Consider the following 20,764-nt stretch of genomic DNA (forward strand, 5'->3'; position numbering starts at 1 on the left):
GTTTGCGCGACTTTGCGGTTCTTGACGGGTGACGAGAGGAGGCGGGGCATGCGGCGGTTCGGGATGGCGATTTCCGCCTTGCTGCTGGTGCTGGCGCTGACTTCCTGCAACACCAGCGACGCTTTGACGCCGCAGGTGGATGTCGGCGGGGGCACCTCAACGCCCGTCACCCAGGCGGACACCGATCGCATGGCGCTCTCCTCTCAGCCGGAAACCTACAGCAGAAGAACCTACCCGCAGGGCGGCGGCAGCCGCGCCACGCCGCAGAATACGCTGGAAGCCCAGGCTCAGGCGCTGCAGGACGGCAGCACGGTTTCGCCCGCCTCCTCCGGCCCGCCGCCTGGAGGACAGGGCCCGCAGCAGGCTGCCCCGCAACAGAGCGCCTCCCTGCCGCCGCCCTCTTCCACGGTTGGCAGCATCCGCTTCCTGCCCATCATCGGCGCCCCTGTTCAGGCGGTGACGCCGCTCTCCCGGCAACTCGGCGCGCAGGCCAGAGCCAGCGGTCTGACGATCCGCGCCTCGGGCGATAACAGCACGGATCACATCCTGAAGGGCTATTTTTCCGCGTTCAGCGATAGCGGCAAGGTAACCGTCATCTATGTCTGGGACGTTCTCGACAGCGCCGGCACGCGGCTGCATCGCCTGCAGGGACAGGAAAGCGTTCCCTCCTCCGGTCAGGACCCTTGGGCCGCGGTACCGGCCGCCACCATGGAGGGCATCGCCGCCAAGACGATCAGCGAATATCTGAACTGGCGCCGTACCTCGGCTTGACGAACACAGTGGCGTTGATCACAGATTCTTCATAAAAATGAGCGACCGCGTTCCAAACGCTCTTGCATTCGAAGGCGGCAGCGGTAAAAGGCGCCCATCCAGCTACAAAACAGGCGGACCGCAATGAAGGTTTTCGCAGGCAATTCGAACCGGCATCTCGCCGACGCGATCTGCAACTATCTCAACGTCCCACTCGGAAAAGCCAGCGTCAAACGCTTTGCGGACCAGGAAATTTTCGTAGAGATTCAGGAAAACGTGCGTGGCGAGGACGTCTTCGTCATCCAGTCCACCTCGTTTCCGGCCAATGACCACCTGATGGAATTGCTCATCATGATCGACGCCTTCCGTCGATCCTCCGCGCGGCGCATCACGGCGGTCCTGCCCTATTTCGGCTATGCCCGCCAGGATCGCAAGGCTGGACCCCGCACCCCGATCTCGGCAAAGCTCGTGGCCAACCTCATCACCGAGGCCGGCGCCGATCGCGTGCTGACGCTCGACCTGCATGCCGGACAGATCCAGGGCTTTTTCGACATTCCGACCGACAATCTCTTCGCCGTGCCGATCCTCGCGCGCGACGTGAAGGAGCACTACGACCTGAAGAACGTCATGGTCGTGTCGCCGGACGTTGGCGGCGTGGTGCGCGCCCGCTCGCTCGCCAAGCGCCTGGATTGCCAGCTCGCAATCGTCGACAAGCGGCGCGAACGTGCCGGTGAATCCGAGGTGATGAACGTCATCGGCGAGGTTCACGGCAAGGACTGTCTCTTGATCGACGATATCGTCGATTCCGGCGGCACCTTGTGCAACGCGGCCGAGGCGCTTCTCAAGCATGGCGCGACCAGCGTCACCGCCTACATCACCCATGGCGTGCTTTCCGGCGGCGCGGTCGCCCGTATCAGTGCGTCCAAGCTTCGCGAACTGGTGATCTCGGACTCTATCCAGCCCACCACCGCCGTGCAGTCGGCCCCGAATATTCGCGTGGTAACGACCGCCAACCTCCTCGGAGAAGCGATCAACCGCACCGCGCTCGAAGAGTCCGTCTCCAGCCTCTTCGATTAGGATTGTTCTGGAACTAAACTGGAAGTTTTCCGGGACTATCATAACTTCTCGCTTTGCGACGACTCGGCTAGGTTGCCGGGAACATCGATCGCATCGAGAGGGAAATCTGATGCTCACCGGTTTGTTGCAGCCGAAAAGGCTCGCCTTGATACTTCTTCCTCTGCTTTCGGCCTGCACGGTCGACGGCGGTTACGGTCCAGGCCCTGGTCCAGGATTCCCGCCACCCGATAGACCGCGGCCTCGCCCACCGCAGATGTGCACGATGGAATATGCGCCGGTCTGCGGCGAACGCGGCGGACGTCTTCAGACCTTCAGCAATGCCTGCCAGGCACGAGCCAACGGCTTCGACATTATCGGCCGCGGCGAATGCCGCTCCTCGATCCCCGGCCGTCCGGATCGCCCAGGCAGGCCTGATCGCCCCGATTGGCCTGGTGGACCGGGAAGGCCGGATAGACCCGACAGGCCGGACAGACCTGATAGGCCGGAGCGTCCGGGCGGCATCTGCACGCGCGAATATAACCCGGTATGCGCAGAGCGCGGCCGTCAGCAGCAGACCTTCCCGAACGCCTGCGAGGCACGGAACAGCGGCTTCCGCATTGTCGCCCCCGGCGAGTGCCGCAGGTAACCAGCCGCTTCATCAGCGCTTTCATCGACCGCCTTCCCGTTACCCAACGGGGAGGCTTTTTTGTTCACGCTCCGCGTGCCGCCATTTCGCCTACATTAACCGTGCTGCAATCTATTCCTGACAAGGATTCCGAGAAGCTGTCACTTTTCTGGGGGAAATACTGTCATGGCCAAATCCGTGTCCGCGAGCGGACCGAAATCCTTGTCCATCAAGGCCAAGTTCGCCGGCCTCGTCGTCGGCGCAACGCTCGTTTCATGCCTTTCGGTGGGGCTGCTGAGCTACCAGGTCGGCAAGAGCGGCCTGATCGAGGCCAGCAAGCTGCGGCTCGAGGCAATCGCCGGCAATCAGTCGAAGGAGCTGGACAACTATCAGCAGCGGATTGACCAATCGCTTGCCGATCTCGCCCAGAACACCGCGATCGGCCAGGCGGTCGAGACGATGACCAATATCATCCCCTCCGAAATGGCCACCATCAAGGCGGAATACCAGAAGCCCGAGATGAGTTCAGCCGATCGCGTCGCCTTCGATGGCGCGAACCTCAAGCTGCTCTACGCGATTCATCATGCCGGCATCCACGGGATCATTTCCAACGCCTGGAAGAACGCCAAGGTGAGCGAAATCTATATCGTCAACACCGACGGCGTGGTCGTCTACACCGTGACCAAAGGAGCCGAATTCCTGACCAATGTCGCGGACAATCCGCAGCTCAAGGAGATCGCCGCCCGCATCGCCGCCGGCAACGAGACCGAAGTCCAGGTTTCCGACTTTGCGCCCTATGACGTAGATGGCGGCAAGGCTTCCGCGATGATCGGCCGGCAACTCGCCGTCGCCTCCTGGGGCAAGGTCGTCAACAAGGGTGCCGTCGTGGTCCGCGTTTCGGCCGATGCTCTGGCGAGCGCGGTCACGCCGGATGATCTCGGCAAGTCCGTGGACGAGACCATGCTGGTGGACGCGAAGGGGGCGCTGCGAACCGGAGCCTTTGCCTCCGGCGTCGCGCAGACTGTTCCGGCCGAGATCGCAAGTGCCGCGGCAAGCGATGCCGCCGGCTCCACATTTGCGAAATCCGGCGACGAGCGCCTCTTCTTCGCCCATATGCCGGTCACCCTCTTCGGGCAGAAGCATATGTTGGCCGTCGGCCAGGCCGAATCCAAGGTCGTGGCCTCCGCCAACCAGCTCGCTTACTATGCGATCCTCGCCACGCTCGCGGTCCTGGCCGTCATGGGTGCTGCCGGCATTTTCATCGCTGCGCGCCTGACCAAACCGCTCACTCACCTCGCACAACTGATGAACCGCCTGAACGAAGGCGACAAGGCGATCGTCATCGACGCCGTTGCACGCGGCGACGAGGTCGGCACCATGGCCCGCGCGCTCGAATCCTTCCGCCAGGGCGCTCTCGAAAAGGAGCGCATCGAGGAGGAAGCGGCTCGCCGCAGCGACGAACTCGAAGAGGAACGCCAGAGCCGGGAAATGGAGAAGGCCGCAAGTGCCCGCGAAATCGAGGAAGCCGTTTCTGCCCTCGGCACGGCTCTCGCCGCCCTCGCCCGCGGCCATCTCGATCAGCGCATCACCAAGACCTTTGCCCCGGCGCTCGATCACCTGCGCCATGATTTCAACAACTCGGTGGCCGGTCTCGAAAGCACGATCGCGGCGATCGGCGGCAGCGTCAGCACGATCAGCTCCGGTTCCGGCGAACTGCGCAGCGCCTCGGACGATCTATCACGCCGCACCGAAAGGCAGGCAGCGACCCTTGAGGAAGCCGCCGCCGCGCTGAACGAAATGACCGGCGCGGTCAACGGCGCGCTCAACCGCTGCGAAACCGCGGTGGATGTCGCCGCCAAGACGCTGAAGGGCGCACACACCTCCACGGATGTCGTTCGCAGCGCCATTCAGGCCATGGAACGCATCGAAAGTTCCTCGTCGAAGATCCGCCAGATCATCGACGTTATCGATCAGATCGCCTTCCAGACGAACCTTCTGGCGCTCAATGCGGGCGTCGAAGCGGCCCGCGCGGGCGAAGCCGGCAAAGGCTTTGCGGTCGTCGCCCAGGAGGTCCGCGAGCTCGCCCAGAAGTCGGCGGTCGCCGCCCGCGATATCGGCCAGCTCATCAACGCCTCGGCCAGCGACGTCGAAAACGGCGTGACCCTCGTCTTGAAGACCGGCGAAAGCCTGGAGCTCATCCAGGGCAATATCCAGTCCATCAACGAGCATATCGGCGCGATCGTCGCCTCCTCGCGGGAACAGTCCTCCCGCCTGGCCGAGATCAATTCCGCGGTCAGCGGGCTCGATCAGGTCACGCAGCAGAATGCCGCCATGGTGGAGGAAACTTCCGCTTCTGCCCATTCGCTGTCCCGCGAAGCCGAGCTTCTGAGCCAGCAGATCAGTCACTTCTCGGTCAGCGAAACCGCGGAAGCTCCTGCCCAGTCCGGCCGGCGTTACGCCGCCTGACGGGCTTCGGCATCGCGGACAGAAGACACGAAAGAAGCAAGGCGCCGGAGATCATCTCTCCGGCGCCTTGCTTTTTTGAACGTGAGGTTTTTTCTCTAGGCCACCAATGGCTCCGCAGCGCTCTCGGTCTCGATCTTCGTCTCCACCCTGCCGTTGACGATGGCCTCTATACCCTCCCGAGGTCCGGGCCTGCCGAACAGATAACCCTGCACCTGGCCGCATCCCTCGCCTCGCAGGAAGCGCATGTGCTCGTCGGTTTCGACGCCTTCCGCCAGTACCGGAATGTTCAGGCTGCCGGCGAGAATAAGCGTGGAGCGCACGATGGCCGCCGATTGCGGGTTGGTCGCAACGCCCTCGATGAAGGCCCGGTCGATCTTGATCTTGTCGAAAGGAAAGGACAGCAACGTCGAAAGCGAGGAATAGCCGGTTCCGTAGTCATCCATGGCTATCTTCACGCCCAAACCCTTCAGTTGCCCGATGATCTGCAAGGCATGCTGCTGGTCCGTGATGATACCGGTCTCGGTGATTTCCAGCTCCAGCCGCTCGGCGGCAAGGCCCGTTTCCTGGAGGATGTCCAGGACCCGCCGCGGCAGCATCGGATCGGCGAGCTGCTGGGCCGCAATGTTGACGGCGATGCCGAGTGGGTTCCTCCAGGTTGCGGCCTCCTCGCAAGCCTTGCGCAGCACCCATTCGCCAAGCTCCATGATGAAGCCGGTGCGCTCGGCGATCGGGATGAACTCCGATGGGGGTACAAGTCCCCGCACCGGGTGGTTCCAGCGCAGCAGAACCTCGAACCCGATCACCTCGCCGGTGAGCGTATCGTTCTGTCTCTGATAAAAAAGCTGGAACTCCCGCCGCTGCAGGCCGACCCGCATATCCATTGCCAAAGCATTGCGTTCACGCGCCGCCTGATCCATCGAGGAGTCGTAGAAGCAGACCATGTTCGTACCGGAAAGCTTTGAACGGTACATCGCGACATCCGCCTGCGCCACGAGGTCATCCACCGTCCGGGCATCGCCGGGATAGATGGAAACGCCGATACTCGCTCCGACCGAGAGGGTATTGCCGTTCCATTCGATGGGTTTGCAGATTTCCTCGAGCATGCGCGCAGCAAGGGCCGAGGCATCGGCCCGCTTGTAATAGTTACGGGTCAGCGCGATGAACTCGTCGCCGCCGACGCGGGCAGCGAACTCTCCTTCCCCTATGACCGTTCCCAGCCTCGATCCGATAGCGCGCAGCACCGCATCGCCGGCCGCGTGCCCATGCACGTCGTTGATCTCCTTGAAGCGGTCGAGATCGAAGGAGAGGATCGCCACGCGAGCATCGATTTCCGGCCGCTTCGCGATCGCGTCAAGCTCCTCGTTGAAAGCCGCCCGGTTCGGCAATCCCGTCAGCGGATCGTGAAGCGAGAGATGTCTGTAACGCTCCACGGCCGCCTGCGTGTTCCGTTCGTCGAGCAGATAGGTCGCCGCTGCGAGCGTCAGGAGCACGAGCATCACGCCGAGCACTCCGAAGCCCATGATCGCCGGCGAGAACAGCTCAAGCGGCATGACCTCGCCCGGATTGAGGACCGCCGTAACCGCGGCCATGGCGGTGAAATGCGTTGATGCGATCCCCAGGATGAGCGCCACGATGCCGCTGTGCACGCAATAGCGTGAAAACGGACGAGCCGTCCTGTTCGTCACCAGCGCGCCGAACAAGCCGGCAAGGAGGAGCGAGGCGACGACATAGTTCTGATCCCAGATCACCTTGCCCTGTATCTCGTAGGCCGCCATGCCCGTGTAGTGCATGGCGGCGATGCCGAGCCCGAGTATGATGCCGCCCGCTTCGACGAGAAGGCTCCTGCCGGCATAGGCGGCGATCGTCAGGCCGATCGTCGTCGTCGCGATCGCGATCACGAAGGACAGCATCGTCAGCGAAGGCTCGTATCCGGCCGGCTCGCCGGGCAGGTAGCCGAGCATGGCAAGGAAATGCGTGGTCCAGATCGCCGAACCGCCGATGAACCCGCCCATGAAGAGCCATATGGCCTTTTCGAGCCCCTCGGCTCTGCGCGCCCTGGAAAAAAGACGCACACCGAGGATCGAGCCCAGCGCGCAGATCATGACGGCACAGCCGACATATCGGAGATCGTGTTCGAAGGCGATGCAAGAAAGAATACGGTACATGGGCGTTCGGCAAGTAAAACTGATAATAACGCTCACGTTTAGGCTGAAAGAATTTGGGAAGTGTTCTCAAGCATGGTAAACGGCCCCAACGGCCTGCGGATGAAGGCCTTTCCTGCATTGGGGCCGAAGAGCTTGCTATCCCGACGTCATTATATTATAGCGCGCGGGTCCGCGCAGACACCCTTGGAGGCAACGCGGATGGAGCGTATCGGATGATGCCCTCCGGTTCGACGAAGCGATCTGCGCTTTGAAGAACTCTCCAAACAACCTCGAAAGGACATGCCATGAGCCAGGATACTTACGAGCTCAAGGCCGAGGCGCGCGAACGGGTAGGTAAGGGGTCCGCCCGTGAACTTCGCCGCAACGGTTTCATTCCCGCTGTCATCTACGGTGACAAGCAGGCCCCAATCGCTATCGCACTCTCGACCAACGAAGTGACGAAGCGCATTCATGCCGGCGGTTTCATGACCACGATCGCCACCATCGACGTCGACGGCAAGAAGATCCAGGTTCTCCCGAAGGATTACCAGCTGGATCCGGTCCGTGACTTCACGATGCACGTGGATTTTCTGCGTGTCTCCGGCAATACGCAGGTCACCGTCGAAGTACCGGTTCACTTCATCAACGAAGAGAAGTCCGGCATCAAGATCGGCGGCGTTCTGAACATCGTCCGTCATACGGTCGAGTTCAACTGCCCGGCCGATGCCATCCCGGAATTCATCACCGTTGACCTCAGCGGTGCCAAGATCGGTGACAGCATTCACATTTCGGCCGTGAAGCTTCCCGCTGGCGTAAAGCCCGTCATCGCCGATCGCGACTTCACCATCGCCACGATCGTCGCTCCGGCTGGCGGCGTCCAGGAAGATGAAGAAGCACCTGCTTCGGAAGAATAATAAGCAAAGGCAATAACTTGCCTCATGAACCCGCCTCCCGTGAGGCGGGTTTTTTGTTGCCGGTCCCTCACTTTATCCTGCTTTCCACACGCCGTTGTTACCCTTATTCTTCGCAATGCCCGAAGCTTGCATATTGGCTTCAATGAAGTTTAATGAATTGCAGGGAATTATGCGCGCTACTTAAGCATGCATCGCATTCGGCTGGGGGCCGGCGTCATGAAGAGCCATGGAAAAAGGCGATGAGACATTCCGTCGAAAGTCGCTTCATCGCCATCATTTCTGGCGCGCTTCTGGTCGTCGTCGTGCCGCTCTTCACCCTCTTTCTTGCTCTTTCTTCGCAGCAGGTCGCCAGGGGGCTGAGCGAATATGTCGACATGCTGCTGACCACGAATTCCCAGGCGCTCGGCAAGCCGCTCCGGGAGCTCGACCACGATACCCTTCACCAGATCGCGGCGACGCTGGTAGCCGATACGTCCATCCAGGCCGTCCAGATTTCCGATAGCATCGGCAAACTCAGCATTTCCAAGGTCGATGCCGAAAATCCCGCGGATTTTCGCGGCCTCGAATCCTTTTCCCGGCAGATCTACCATCGATCGCCCAGCGGGGCCGTTGGGGTCGGCTCGGTTACGGTCTACGTCCCGAGAATGGGCTGGCTCTCGGCGATCAACCAGATGGAACTGGCGCTGATCTCGATCTTCATCGTCGCCATCCTGACGGTTTTCGGCGCGGCGATCCTCGGCAATCGCCTCATGGTCATCAAACCGCTGATGCGCCTTGCGGCGGCAATCGAGGCGACGCGCCGCCTCGGCTCCCGCCACCATGTCGACTGGCGTTCCAACGATGAGATGGGCGGGCTGGCACGCTCTTTCAACGAGATGCAGAGCCTGCTGGAACGCGAGGAGCGCGAGTTGAAGCGCGCGCACCGGCAGACGACCGAGATCTACAATCTGACACCCGCAATGCTCTTCTCGCTGACCCCGGACGATCTCATCGCCGCCGTCAGCGACTATTGGCTGCTTGCGACCGGCTATCGCCGCGAAGACGTGATCGGCAGGCCCTTCGCCGATCTCATTGCCCCCTCGGACAGGGAGCTCTATTCGCAGCGCAAGACGCGGGTCAAAACGGCGGGCCTGGCAACCGAGGTCACCGTCCGGTTCCTTTGCCGCGACGGCCGCGTGATGGATGTCCTGATCGCCGAGACTGAACTCAACGCCGCGGCAATCGATCAGCAGGGCTCGCTCAGCGTGATGACGGACGTCACCGAGCTGAAGCAATCGGAACTGCGCAACCACAAGCAGGCGATATCGGACCATTTGACGGGGCTGCTAAATCGCCAGGGCTTCGAAGCCATCCTCGATCGCAAGATCGGCGAAGCCGACCACGCCCGGACACCCGTGGCTTGCCTCTTCGTGGATCTCGACCGTTTCAAGTCGATCAACGACAATCTCGGACATGCGGCCGGCGATGCCGTGCTCTGCCAGTTCGTCGAGCGCCTGCTGCCGCTGCTGCGCGAGAGCGATACCGCCTCTCGCCTGGGAGGAGACGAATTCGCGATCATCGTCGGCGGCGACGATGCCGAGCAGCGCGCCTCGGAATTGTGCCGGAAGATCGTCGAGATGTTCGATGCGCCCTTCCCTGTGGCGAATACCGGCGTTCGCCTCAGCGCCAGCATAGGTTTCGCTCTTTATCCGAACCATGCGGCGAATGCGGCCGAATTGCTCCAGAAGTCTGATATGGCCATGTACGCCCGCAAGCGCGACGGCAAGAATGGCGCACAGGTCTATGATCCCGCCATCCTCGATCAGACCCGCGAACGCGCCGAACTCGAACGCGATATGGAAATCGGTATTGCCGCAAACTGGTTCGAGGCGCATTTTCAGCCGATCGTCAGGATCGATTCCGGCGCGATCGCCGGCTTCGAGGCGCTGATGCGCATGCGCCATCCCCGCAAAGGCCTGATTCCGCCGTCGGGCATCATTGACATCGCCGAGGAGAACGGATCGATCAGCCAGATCGGCAATTTCATCCTGGAAGACGCCGTCAGCAATCTCGCCCGCATCTCCCGTCTGCCCGGCATGGCCGACAGCTATGTCGCCGTCAACTTCTCGCCGCTGCAGTTCGAGCCGGGCCTCCCTGCCCGCCTCGCCACCCTGCTTGGTCGCTACAATCTCCAGCCGAACCGTCTCGTGGTGGAAATCACCGAAGCAGTTCTGATGCACGACGATCCCGAAATCCGCACGATACTCGACGAAATCCATGGTTTCGGATGCCTGATCGCGCTTGACGATTTCGGCACCGGCTATTCGTCGCTGAGCTATATGAGCCGCTTCCCGGTCGATATCGTGAAGATAGACCAGTCGTTCATCCGTTCGATCACCGAGCCGGCGGACGATATCGGCCGCAAGAACAAGATGCTGGTGGAAGGCATCAGCGCCATATCCCACAAGATGAACTGCAGGGTCATCGCAGAAGGCGTCGAGACCGAGGCGCAGCGCTTGGCGCTCCGGGGCATGGGCGTCGATTATGCCCAGGGATACCTCTTCTCGAAGCCTCGAGAGATCAACGATCTTCTGGCCAGCCTCGGCGGGACGCATGCGGTGCGCGAGGAGATGGCAAGCTAGCGTGAGACCGGTTTATCCTGAAACCGGTTGACTTTGTCGGCGTTTCGCGTTGGTGAAACAATGACAGCGCAACGACGGAAGACAGTCATGCTCATCATCGCGGGGCTCGGCAATCCCGGCTCCAAATATGCCAGCAACCGCCACAATATCGGCTTCATGGCCGTGGATGCGATCCAGCGCCGCCCTGGTTTCTCGCCCTGGTCGAAGAAATTCAGGGCCGAAGTTTCCGAAGGCGAGCTCGCCGGCGAAAAGGTCCTGCTGATGAAGCCGCAGACTTTCATGAACCTTTCCGGCGAAGCGGTCGGCGAGGCCATGCGCTTCTTCAAGCTGGCGCCCCAGAACATCCTCGCGATCTACGACGAGCTTGATCTGTCGCCCAGCAAGGCGCGCATCAAGACCGGTGGCGGACATGGCGGCCACAATGGCGTGAAATCGCTGGATGCCCATTGCGGCAAGGAGTATCGGCGGCTGCGCCTCGGCATCGGCCATCCCGGCGCCAAGGAGCTCGTGCACAACCATGTGCTCGGAGATTTCGCCAAGGCGGACCACGCATGGCTCGATCCGCTGCTCGATGCCGTCGCGGACAATGCCGAGATGCTGGCGCGCAACGAGGATTCGCAATTCCTGAACAAGCTGGCGCTTGCCGTCGGCGGAAAGCCGGACGAGGAAAAACCGAAGCAGCAAAAACCGCCGGCCAAGGCGACCGGCCAGTCGCACATCCACCAGGCTCGAAGCGGCAAGCCAAATCTCCCGGCAACCGGCCCCATGGCGGATATGCTGAAGAAGATGTTCGGCGGCAAGGGAGACTGAACGGTCTGTCGTGCAGTCCGGCCGCCGCCTCGGCGTGTCCAGTACTCTGCCTGGCCGCTATTCTTCCGGCTCGGTCGTGAACATCAGCGGGAAACCTGCCCCCTTGGCAAGATCGGTCGCCTCCTTGGCCTTGGTCTCTGCAATGTCCTTGGCGCAGACGACCACGACGGATGTCCCCATCCGGTGCGCGGTCAGCATCACCCGATAGCCGGCTTCCTCGCTCATGCGGAAGACCGCCTTCAGCACCATGACGACGAACTCGCGCGGCGTGTAGTCGTCGTTGACGAGAATGACCTTGTAGAGCTTCGGCCGATCGAGCTTCGGCTTGGTCGTGTTTTTCGGCTTGAGGATTGTATCTTGGCTCATGGCGTCCCGCCTCCCGAGACGGGGTTCGACACTGGGCTTCCTGATATATTGCAGCGCAACGGAGGATAATTCAAGCGATGGCCTCCCACCTTCAAGTCTCATCCACGCCAGCAACTCGCAAGTCTTGACCCTTGCGGCGCTTTCCCCCATAGCCTCAGCAACAGTTTTTTTAGATACGGGTTCCTTCACCGATGGGCTTCAAATGCGGTATCGTCGGACTGCCGAATGTCGGCAAGTCCACTCTCTTCAACGCGCTCACCAAGACCGCTGCGGCGCAGGCGGCGAATTATCCGTTCTGCACGATCGAGCCGAATACCGGCGAAGTCGCGGTGCCGGATCCGCGCATGCAGCAACTGGCAACTATCGCCGGTTCAAAGGAAATCATTCCGACGCGCATCTCCTTTGTCGACATCGCCGGTCTCGTGCGCGGCGCATCGAAGGGTGAAGGCCTCGGCAACAAGTTCCTCGCAAACATCCGCGAAGTCGACGCCGTCGTGCACGTGCTGCGCTGCTTCGAAGATGACGACATCACTCATGTCGAAGGCCGCATCAATCCGGTCGGCGACGCCGAGACGATCGAGACCGAGCTGATGCTCGCCGACCTCGAAAGCCTGGAACGGCGCGTCGACCAGACGCGCAAGCGTGCTACCGGCAAGGACAAGGAGTCGCTTGCGCAGCTTCCGGTCATGGAAGCCGTGATCAAGCTGCTGCAGGACGGCAAGCCGGCGCGTCTGCTGCTTCAGACGCTCGGCGCCGACGAGATTGCCATTCTCAAGGGCCTCAACCTCCTGACCTCGCATCCGGTCCTCTATGTGTGCAACGTAGCCGAAGGCGACGCCGTCGACGGCAACGAGCATACCAAGGCGGTCGCCGAAATGGCGAAAGCGCAGGGCGCGGAATGCGTGATCATTTCGGCCGCCATCGAAGCCGAAGTCGCGCAGCTGCCGGAAGACGAGGCCAAGGAATTCCTCGCGGCGCTGGGCTTGGAGGAAGCCGGCCTCGACCGGCTGATCCGCGCGGGCTATCACCTGCTCGACCTGATTACCTATTTCACCGTTGGTCCTAAGGAAACCCGCGCCTGGACGATCGTGCGTGGAACCAAGGCGCCGCAGGCGGCCGGCGTTATCCACACCGATTTCGAACGCGGCTTCATCCGCGCCTTCACCATCGCTTATGACGATTACATCGCTTTCAAGGGTGAAGTCGGCGCCAAGGAAGCGGGCAAAGGGCGCGACGAAGGCAAGGAATATGTGGTGCAGGACGGCGACGTGATCCACTTCCGCTTCAACACCTGAGCCATCGAGGTCGCGCACGAGTGCGCGCAAGCGAGAACTTGAAAGCGTGGCGCATCGCGCCGCGTTGTGGCGGGAGGCCGCAGCATGGAAGCAAGATATTTCTTCGAGGACTTCGTGCCCGGAGGGGTTTTCCCGCTGGCGCCCAAGCAGGTGACTGCGGAAGAGATCATAGAGTTCGCGCAGGAGTTTGATCCGCAGCCCATGCATCTTGACGAGGCGGCGGGCAAGGCCAGCATTCTCGGGGGCCTTTCCGCCTCCGGTTGGCATACCGCAAGCATGTTCATGCGGATGATGTTCGACGGCTGGCTGTCGCAATCCTCTTCCGAAGGCTCACCCGGCGTCGACGCCATGGAATGGAGGAAGCCGGTGCTCGCCGGCGATACGCTTTCCGGCCGATCGACGGTGCTGGAATCCAGGGCGCTTCGCTCCCGGCCAGGCATCGGCATCGTCAAGTTCCTGCATGAAGTGGAAAATCAGCGCGGCGACGTCGTCATGCGCGGGGAGAACCCGATCATGATCCGGATGAGGGCCGCGCCGGAGGCTGCCGAATGAAGCTCATCGAACTCTCGCCGCCCGGCAAGAAGGTCATCACCGGGACACTCACCTTCACGTCCGAGGATATCATCCGCTTCGCCCGCAAGTTCGATCCCCAGCCATTCCACGTCGATGCGGAAGCGGCCAGGAACTATGTCTTCGGCGATCTCTGCGCCTCCGGCTGGCATACCTGCGCGGGTTGGATGAAGGTGTTCATGAGCTATTGGATGACGGAATATGCCCGGCTGAAACAGGAGGGTGTGGAACCGCCGAAGCTCGGCCCCTCCGCAGGGTTCCGCAAGCTGCAATGGCTGAAGCCCGTCTATGTCGGCGACACCATCACCTATTCCACCACGCTCCTCGAAAGCCGCCCGCTCGCCTCACGCCCCGGCACCTGGATCAACACCACCCTCAATGACGGCGTCAATCAGCACGGCGAGGCCGTGATGCGGTACGAAGGCACCGTGCTCGAATTCGAGTGAGGCTCTACCCGGCTCAGTGACCGGAAAACTCCATAAGCGTCCGCACTTCGACGCCGAGCGCCTCAAGCTTCCGGCGTCCGCCGATATCCGGCAGATCGATGACGAAGCAGGCAGACACGATCTCGGCCCCGAGCTGCCTGAGCAGCTTCACCGCGCCTTCCGCCGTTCCTCCCGTCGCGATCAGATCGTCCGTAAGGATGACCTTCTCGCCCGGCTTTACCGCGTCCTTGTGCATCTCCATCTCGTCCACGCCGTATTCCAGGCTGTAGGCGATGCGCACCGTCTCATGCGGCAGCTTGCCCTTCTTGCGGATCGGCACGAAGCCGGCGGAAAGCTGGTGCGCCAGCGCACCGCCTAAAATGAAGCCCCGCGCCTCGATGCCCGCGATCTTATGGACGCCAAGCCCCGTATAAGGCCGCACGAGCTCATCGACAGCCTGGCGGAAAGCAACCGCATCGCCGAGCAGCGTGGTGATGTCGCGGAAGATGATGCCGGGTTTCGGATAGTCCTGAATGGAACGGACGGTGGAAGCGAGATCGATCGTGGACATGATTTCCCGGGCTGGTCAGAGAATGATGACAGGAACTTCTACCAAGGCGGAACCCTTCCTCCCAATAAAAAAGGCGGCACCGGGCCGCCTTTTTTATTGTTCGGGCATTTCGCCTCAGTGTTCCTTGCTGGCGTAGACCGACTTCTTCGTGAGGTAGAGAAGGCCGGTGAAGATCACCAGGAACACCATGACCATGAAGCCGGTGCGCTTGCGGTCTTCGAGATGCGGCTCTGCAGCCCACATAAGGAAGGCAGAAACGTCCTTGGCATACTGATCCACCGTCTGCGGCGCGCCGTCGTCGTAGGTCACCTGATCGTTGCTGATCGGCGGAGCCATGGCGAGCGATGCTGCTGCTACGAAATACGGGTTGTAATGCGTGCCCGTCGGAACCTCGACGCCGGCCGGCGCATCCTGATAACCGGTGAGCAGCGAGTAGATGTAGTCCGGGCCGCCTTCCTGATACTGGGTGAAGATATCGAAGATGAACTGCGGGAAGCCGCGGGTGACGCCGCGCGCCTTGGCAAGCAGCGACATGTCCGGCGGAGCCGCGCCGTTATTGGATGCGGCGGCGGCCTGCGTGTTCGGATAGGGCGACGGAAAGTAATCCGACGGAACGGCGGCACGGTTGAACATCTCGCCGTCGTCGTTCGGGCCGTCCTGCACCTCGTAGTTCGCCGCAAAGGCCTTCACCTGCGCTTCGGAATAGCCGAGGCCCTCCAGCGTGCGGAACGAGACGAGCCGCATGGAGTGACAGGCCGAACAGACTTCCGTGTAGACCTTCAGGCCGCGCTGGAGCTGTCCCTTGTCATAGTGGCCGAAGGGACCGGCAAAGCTCCAGTCCACATGCTTCGGATGCTGCATCGGATAGTGCGGCGTGCCGCCTTCCGCATGGGCCTCTCCGCCGGCGGCCGCACCGTGATCGTCCTGCGCTACCGCGGAAGCGACGCCGATGCCTGCCACGAAGGCCAGCGACAGGATGCTTGCAACAAGCTTTTTCATAGTCTTATTCCCTCTCGGTCGCAGGCGATCAGGCGCTGGCTTCGCCAGGCTTGAGCTTTTCCATGTCGGACTTGTTCTTCTTTTCGAGAACCGCTTCCGTGATCGAGTTCGGAATGCGCCGCGGCGTTTCGAACAGGCCGAGCAGCGGCATGATCACCAGGAAGAAGCCGAAATAGTAGAGCGTGCCGAGCTGCGACAGGATGACGTAGATGCCTTCCGCCGGCATGGCGCCGAGCCATCCGAGCATGATCGCGTTGGCCACGAACAGCCAGAAGAACAGCTTGTACCACGGACGGTAGACCGCCGAACGGACCTTCGAGGTATCGAGCCAGGGCAGGAAGAACAGGATGATGATCGAGCCGAACATCACGAGCACGCCGCCCAGCTTGGAGTCGATCGGGCCGATGTTGAAGGTGATCGCGCGCAGCATGGCGTAGAACGGCAGGTAGTACCATTCGGGAACGATGTGCGCCGGGGTCTTCAGCGGGTCGGCCGGGATATAGTTGTCCGGATGGCCGAGATAGTTCGGCATGTAGAAGACGAACCAGGCATAGGCGATCAGGAAGACCGATACGCCGAGCGCGTCCTTGAGCGTCGCATAGGGGGTGAAGGCGACGGTATCCGTCTTGGTCTTCACTTCCACACCGGTCGGGTTCGTCTGGCCGGTCACGTGCAGCGCCCAGATGTGCAGGATAACAACACCCGCGATCATGAACGGCAGCAGGTAGTGCAGCGAGAAGAAGCGGTTCAGCGTCGGCTGGTCGACGGCGAAGCCGCCGAGCAGGAACTGCTGGATCCACTCGCCGACGAGCGGGAAAGCCGAAAAGAAGCCGGTGATGACGGTCGCGCCCCAGAAGGACATCTGACCCCAGGGAAGCACGTAGCCCATGAAGCCGGTCGCCATCATCAGGAGGTAGATGACCACGCCGAGAATCCAGAGGATTTCGCGCGGCGCCTTGTAGGAGCCGTAATAGAGGCCGCGGGCGATGTGCAGATAGACCGCGATGAAGAAGAAGGACGCACCGTTGGCATGCATGTAGCGCAGGAGCCAGCCGTGGTTGACGTCGCGCATGATCTTCTCGACCGAGTCGAAGGCGACGCCGGTGGAAGCCGCGTAATGCATGGCCAGCACGACGCCGGTCAGGATCTGAACGATCAGCATCACCGCCAGCATGGCGCCGAACGTGTAGGCGTAATTCAGATTGCGGGGAACGGGATAGGCGACGAAGCTGTCATAGATCATCCGTGGCAGAGGAAGCCGTGAATCGATCCATTTCTCGATGCCGGTCGATGGCTGGTATGTGGAATGGCCGCTCATTATGTGCCCCTTACCCGATCCTGATCACTGTATCGCTTGCGAATGAGAACGTCGGAATGGCGAGGTTCTGCGGCGCCGGACCTTTGCGAATTCGGCCCGCCGTATCGTAGTGCGAGCCATGGCAGGGACAGAACCACCCATTGAAATCGCCGGCCTGGCCGAGCGGCACGCAGCCGAGATGGGTGCACGAACCGATCATGACGATCCAGTTCTCCTTGCCCTCGCCCGCCGAGCGGTCGATATCCGTTGCCTGCGCATCCGCCGGCAGGTTGGCGTTGCGGGCGACCGGATCCTTGAGGTCGCCGAGCGCAACGGCATTGGCCTCTTCGAGCTCCTGCGGGGTGCGGTTGCGGATGAAGACCGGCTTGCCGCGCCATTTCACGGTCAGCGACATGCCCGGCTCGAGCGCCGAAACATCCACCTCGATCGAGGCAAGGGCGAGCGTCGAGGCGTCCGGCCGCATCTGGTCGATAAACGGCCAGGCCACAGCGGCGGCGCCGACGGCACCGGCCATGCCGGTGGTCAGATAAAGGAAATCACGGCGAGTGGGCTCGCCCGCTGTTCCGCTATGGGTCTCGTGTTCGCTCACGGCTCAACCATCCTTCTCACGCAAATTCTCGCGAAAAATCCCATTTCCCCCAATACCGGACAATCTCTAACAGGCACAACTGGTGCATAGATTCCCCGGCAATTTGGCGCGTTCTATGCTTGATCGCAAAATATGTCCAGTCTTGGCAAGTGCCGATCCGCCAGAATGTCGCCATAATGTCACGCCCGTCCCCAACCCTTTTACGGGCCGCTGGGCCGGGGGCTCCGGCCATCAAAAGACGGTTAGATTTTGCTAATCAATTCAGCGTTCTACAGGCTGAACTTCAATTTCCGCCGAGGGCATCGTTAACCGCCTTTCGGGCTCTCGCATTGCAACATTCGAACTCCCATGTTACCCGAACCGGCGCATCCAAGGCGGCCGCTCGGGCGAATCCAGATGAGAGAGACACTATCGGTTGCCATCTGCGTCATCGTGTCGCTCATCCTTTTTGCGATTGCCACGCGCTACGTCACCGAAATCTGGGTTTTCGCGGCGTTTCATAACCTGCAGCTGCATCTCTCGATTGCCTGTGCCGCCGCCCTCCTCTTCGCGCTTCTACTGAAACGCAGCCTTGCCGCTATGGTCCTTCTTTGCCTCTCACTGCTGCTCGGCGGCCATGCGGTCGTCATGAGCCGACAGTTCGCGGCCGTCCCCAGCGAAGCGGAGAAGCAAGCGCCCGGCTTTCGGCTGCTGTCCTTCAATATTCTTCGGGAGAATTATGCCAATGGCGAGGCGGTCACCCAGCTCATCCTGAACTCCGGGGCCGAGATCGTAAACGTCATGGAGGCCCAGCCGCTTCGCGGCCATCTCGCGGAACTTTCGAAGGTCTATCCGTATCGGCTCGGCTGCGGCGCGGAAACGGATGGTTGCGACCTGATGATACTCTCCAGGCAACCCTTGCGCTCACCGGTGATCCGCAGCCTCAGCGATCTGTTCGCGGAACGCTTCATGATGGCGGAAGTCACGCTTGCCGGCAGGAATGTCCATGTCGGCGCCATTCACACCACCAAGCCCTATTTCGACGAATTCCACACGATGGAGCTTGTGCGGGCAGCGCTTGCCATCACCGATACGGAAGGTCCGCTTGTGCTCTCCGGAGACTTCAATGCCGCGAGCATCGCCCCGGACATGCGCATGTTTCTGCGCTGGACGGGATTGACGACGGCGGAATACGAACCCGCGACCTGGCCGGTGCGGCTCGGCTTGCTTGGGCTTCCGATCGATCACGTCTATGTCCGCTCGCCCTTGAAGATCAGATCGCTCACGCGACTGCCGGACCCTCTGGGATCGAACCATTTCGGCCTGGTCGCCGAGATCGCCATCATTGGCAACTGATTATTGCGCGGCATCGGCGGCCAGAAAGCCGCCCGATTGACGTGCCCAGAGTTCCGAATAGAGCCCACCACCGGCAATCAACTGTGAGTGCGTCCCCTCCTCGATGATCCGGCCCTTGTCCATGACGATCAGGCGGTCGAGCGCCGCGATCGTGGAAAGCCGATGAGCGATCGCCAGAACGGTCTTGCCCTGCATCAGCCGTTCGAGGTTCGACTGGATTGCGGCCTCCACTTCCGAATCCAGGGCAGAGGTCGCCTCATCCAGGACCAGGATCGGCGCATCCTTGAGCATTACGCGGGCGATCGCGATACGCTGGCGCTGACCGCCCGATAGTTTCACGCCTCGCTCGCCCACATGGGCGTTGAAACCCTTGCGGCCTCGCTGGTCTTCGAGCGTGGCGATGAACCGGTCGGCCTCCGCCCGCCGCGCCGAGGCCAGAAGCTGTTCGTCGGTCGCGTCCGGACGTCCGAAGAGAACATTGTCGCGGATCGAGCGATGCAGCAGCGACGTGTCCTGCGTGACCATGCCGATCTGCGCCCGCAGCGATTCTTGGGTTACCCTGGCTATGTCCTGCCCGTCGATCAGTATCCGGCCGCCTTCCAGATCGTAGAAGCGCAGGAGCAGGTTCACCAGCGTCGACTTGCCCGCGCCAGACCTTCCGACGATGCCGATCCTTTCGCCCGCCTGGACGGTGAGCGAGAGCGCGTTGATCACCCCCTTCTCGCCGCCGTAACGGAAGCTCACGTTCTCGAAGCGGATTTCCGGCTTGCGGACCACGAGCTCGGTTGCATCCGGCGCATCCACCAGCCCGATCGGCTGGGAGATCAACTCGGCGGAGTTCTGGATCGTGCCGATATTGCGCATGATGCCGTTCAATTGCGTCATCAGCCTTCCAAGCAGGAAATTGAGCCTCAGCATCAGCGCAAGCGTGAAGGCGACCGCGCCCGAGCTGATCCTTCCGCCGAGCCATAGATGCACGCTGAGCGCCGCCATCGTCACGATCATGACGCCCGAGAGAAAAGCCATCGATGCCCGGACGCCGGTGAGCAGGCGGGTAAAGCCCAGAATGGTGGCCTGGAACCTCTCGAATCCCTGGCGCATATAGCTGTCGTTCGCCTCGTCCCGGCCGAACAGGCGCAGCGTCTGGATGTTCGAATAGGCATCCACCATGCGGCCGCTGATCATCGACCCTGCCTCGGCCGATTGCTTGGAATGCTCGCGAATGCGGGGAACATAATATCGGGCAAGAACCGCGAAGATGGCGAGCCAGGCGAGCACCACCGCTGCCAGCCGCCAGTCGAGCTGCGCCACCAGCGCCACCGTGGAGACGGAATAGATCGCAACGAACCAGATGCTTTCCATGAAAGCCGTCAGCACGTCGCCCGTCGCCTGGCCGGCCGACCAGACCTTGGTGACGATGCGGCCGGAAAAATCGTTCTGGAAGAAGCTCAGCGACTGGCGCGAGACATGGATATAGGATTGCCAGCGCACCAGATTGTAAAAGCCGGGCGTGATGATCTGCTGGTCGACCAGTGCCGTGAAGAGGCCGATCAGGAAGCGCCCTACCCCGACGACAAGCGCCATGGTAACGAGTTCGGCGCCATGATCGGCAAGAAGGCCGGACCAGCCCGCCGAAGGTTGCGCGGTCTCCAGGATATCGACCAGCCTGCCGACATACCAGAACATCGCCGCCTCGACCCCGGCGGCAAGTCCGCCAAGCACCAGCATGGCGATGAAGGGAAACTTCGCCTGCCGCACATAGAACCAGACGAAGCCGAGCAGTCCTTCCGGCGGCTTCAGGTCGTCCCGCCTTGCGAAAGGTTTGATCCAGTTTTCGAAAGTGCGGAACAAGAAATTGGCCATGCCGCCCGATATAGGCGGATTCCCGCGGGCGGCAAAGGAAAAGCCAT

Annotated in this window: 18 protein-coding genes; 11 read left to right on the forward strand and 7 right to left on the reverse strand. The window is 61.6% G+C overall.

Features of this window, described 5'->3' with window-relative positions:
- The first annotated feature begins 48 nt into the window (after nt 1-48).
- The 4 genes from YH62_RS17400 (at nt 49) to YH62_RS17415 (ending at nt 4,897) form a co-directional block, all read left to right on the forward strand.
- On the forward strand, nt 49-771 hold the full coding sequence (locus YH62_RS17400; protein WP_046795477.1) for a hypothetical protein: 723 nt from the start codon (nt 49-51) through the stop codon (nt 769-771).
- A gap of 123 nt (nt 772-894) precedes the next feature.
- On the forward strand, nt 895-1,827 hold the full coding sequence (locus YH62_RS17405) for a ribose-phosphate pyrophosphokinase (protein WP_046795478.1): 933 nt from the start codon (nt 895-897) through the stop codon (nt 1,825-1,827).
- Nucleotides 1,828-2,089: 262 nt separating this feature from the next.
- The gene (locus YH62_RS17410; RefSeq protein WP_052760444.1) at nt 2,090-2,452 is read left to right on the forward strand and encodes a Kazal-type serine protease inhibitor; all 363 of its coding nucleotides are present in this window, start codon (nt 2,090-2,092) and stop codon (nt 2,450-2,452) included.
- A 165-nt stretch (nt 2,453-2,617) separates the two neighbouring features.
- Nucleotides 2,618-4,897 carry a methyl-accepting chemotaxis protein gene (locus tag YH62_RS17415; protein ID WP_046795480.1) on the forward strand — a complete coding sequence of 760 codons (2,280 nt, stop codon included), beginning with the start codon at nt 2,618-2,620 and terminating at the stop codon, nt 4,895-4,897.
- A 95-nt stretch (nt 4,898-4,992) separates the two neighbouring features.
- On the opposite strand, the gene YH62_RS17420 is transcribed toward YH62_RS17415, so the two are convergent.
- Nucleotides 4,993-7,062, reverse strand: a complete 2,070-nt coding sequence (locus tag YH62_RS17420; RefSeq protein ID WP_046795481.1) for a bifunctional diguanylate cyclase/phosphodiesterase — start codon at nt 7,060-7,062, stop codon at nt 4,993-4,995.
- Nucleotides 7,063-7,346: 284 nt separating this feature from the next.
- Here YH62_RS17420 and YH62_RS17425 point away from each other — a divergent pair, with 284 nt between their 5' ends.
- The 3 genes from YH62_RS17425 (at nt 7,347) to pth (ending at nt 11,386) form a co-directional block, all read left to right on the forward strand.
- Complete coding sequence (locus YH62_RS17425) at nt 7,347-7,955, forward strand: 50S ribosomal protein L25/general stress protein Ctc (RefSeq protein ID WP_046795482.1); 609 nt, start codon at nt 7,347-7,349, stop codon at nt 7,953-7,955.
- Nucleotides 7,956-8,194: 239 nt separating this feature from the next.
- Complete coding sequence (locus tag YH62_RS17430) at nt 8,195-10,576, forward strand: EAL domain-containing protein (protein ID WP_046795483.1); 2,382 nt, start codon at nt 8,195-8,197, stop codon at nt 10,574-10,576.
- A gap of 87 nt (nt 10,577-10,663) precedes the next feature.
- On the forward strand, nt 10,664-11,386 hold the full coding sequence (gene pth, locus YH62_RS17435) for an aminoacyl-tRNA hydrolase (protein WP_046795484.1): 723 nt from the start codon (nt 10,664-10,666) through the stop codon (nt 11,384-11,386).
- A gap of 57 nt (nt 11,387-11,443) precedes the next feature.
- Here the strand turns inward: pth and clpS are convergent, their stop codons facing one another.
- Nucleotides 11,444-11,752 carry an ATP-dependent Clp protease adapter ClpS gene (clpS, locus tag YH62_RS17440; protein ID WP_046795485.1) on the reverse strand — a complete coding sequence of 103 codons (309 nt, stop codon included), beginning with the start codon at nt 11,750-11,752 and terminating at the stop codon, nt 11,444-11,446.
- A 191-nt stretch (nt 11,753-11,943) separates the two neighbouring features.
- Between clpS and ychF the strand changes: the two genes are divergently transcribed.
- From ychF to YH62_RS17455, 3 genes are all read left to right on the forward strand, one after another.
- Complete coding sequence (gene ychF / locus YH62_RS17445; protein ID WP_046795486.1) at nt 11,944-13,047, forward strand: redox-regulated ATPase YchF; 1,104 nt, start codon at nt 11,944-11,946, stop codon at nt 13,045-13,047.
- Between the two features lie 84 nt (nt 13,048-13,131).
- Nucleotides 13,132-13,599 (forward strand): MaoC family dehydratase, encoded by a 468-nt coding sequence (locus tag YH62_RS17450; protein WP_046795487.1) that lies wholly within the window; start codon nt 13,132-13,134, stop codon nt 13,597-13,599.
- A complete protein-coding gene (locus YH62_RS17455) occupies nt 13,596-14,063 on the forward strand; it encodes a MaoC family dehydratase (protein ID WP_046795488.1) in 468 nt (155 codons plus the stop codon). The genes YH62_RS17450 and YH62_RS17455 overlap by 4 nt, the downstream gene beginning before the upstream one ends.
- Before the next feature lie 13 nt (nt 14,064-14,076).
- Here the strand turns inward: YH62_RS17455 and YH62_RS17460 are convergent, their stop codons facing one another.
- From YH62_RS17460 to petA, 4 genes are all read right to left on the reverse strand, one after another.
- Nucleotides 14,077-14,613 (reverse strand): adenine phosphoribosyltransferase, encoded by a 537-nt coding sequence (locus YH62_RS17460; protein ID WP_046795489.1) that lies wholly within the window; start codon nt 14,611-14,613, stop codon nt 14,077-14,079.
- A gap of 114 nt (nt 14,614-14,727) precedes the next feature.
- Entirely contained in the window at nt 14,728-15,612 is an 885-nt protein-coding gene (locus tag YH62_RS17465) for a cytochrome c1 (RefSeq protein WP_046795490.1), read from the reverse strand.
- Between the two features lie 28 nt (nt 15,613-15,640).
- Nucleotides 15,641-16,933, reverse strand: a complete 1,293-nt coding sequence (locus tag YH62_RS17470; RefSeq protein WP_137326584.1) for a cytochrome b N-terminal domain-containing protein — start codon at nt 16,931-16,933, stop codon at nt 15,641-15,643.
- A gap of 7 nt (nt 16,934-16,940) precedes the next feature.
- Nucleotides 16,941-17,519, reverse strand: coding sequence for a ubiquinol-cytochrome c reductase iron-sulfur subunit (petA, locus tag YH62_RS17475; protein ID WP_046795492.1), 579 nt, complete (start codon nt 17,517-17,519; stop codon nt 16,941-16,943).
- Between the two features lie 396 nt (nt 17,520-17,915).
- Here petA and YH62_RS17480 point away from each other — a divergent pair, with 396 nt between their 5' ends.
- Nucleotides 17,916-18,854 (forward strand): endonuclease/exonuclease/phosphatase family protein, encoded by a 939-nt coding sequence (locus tag YH62_RS17480; RefSeq protein WP_046795493.1) that lies wholly within the window; start codon nt 17,916-17,918, stop codon nt 18,852-18,854.
- Here YH62_RS17480 and YH62_RS17485 read toward each other — a convergent pair whose 3' ends face one another.
- Nucleotides 18,855-20,717, reverse strand: a complete 1,863-nt coding sequence (locus YH62_RS17485) for an ABC transporter ATP-binding protein (protein ID WP_046795494.1) — start codon at nt 20,715-20,717, stop codon at nt 18,855-18,857.
- Nucleotides 20,718-20,764: the final 47 nt, after the last annotated feature.

This window comes from Rhizobium sp. LC145 (assembly GCF_001005825.1).
Lineage (GTDB): Bacteria > Pseudomonadota > Alphaproteobacteria > Rhizobiales > Rhizobiaceae > Neorhizobium.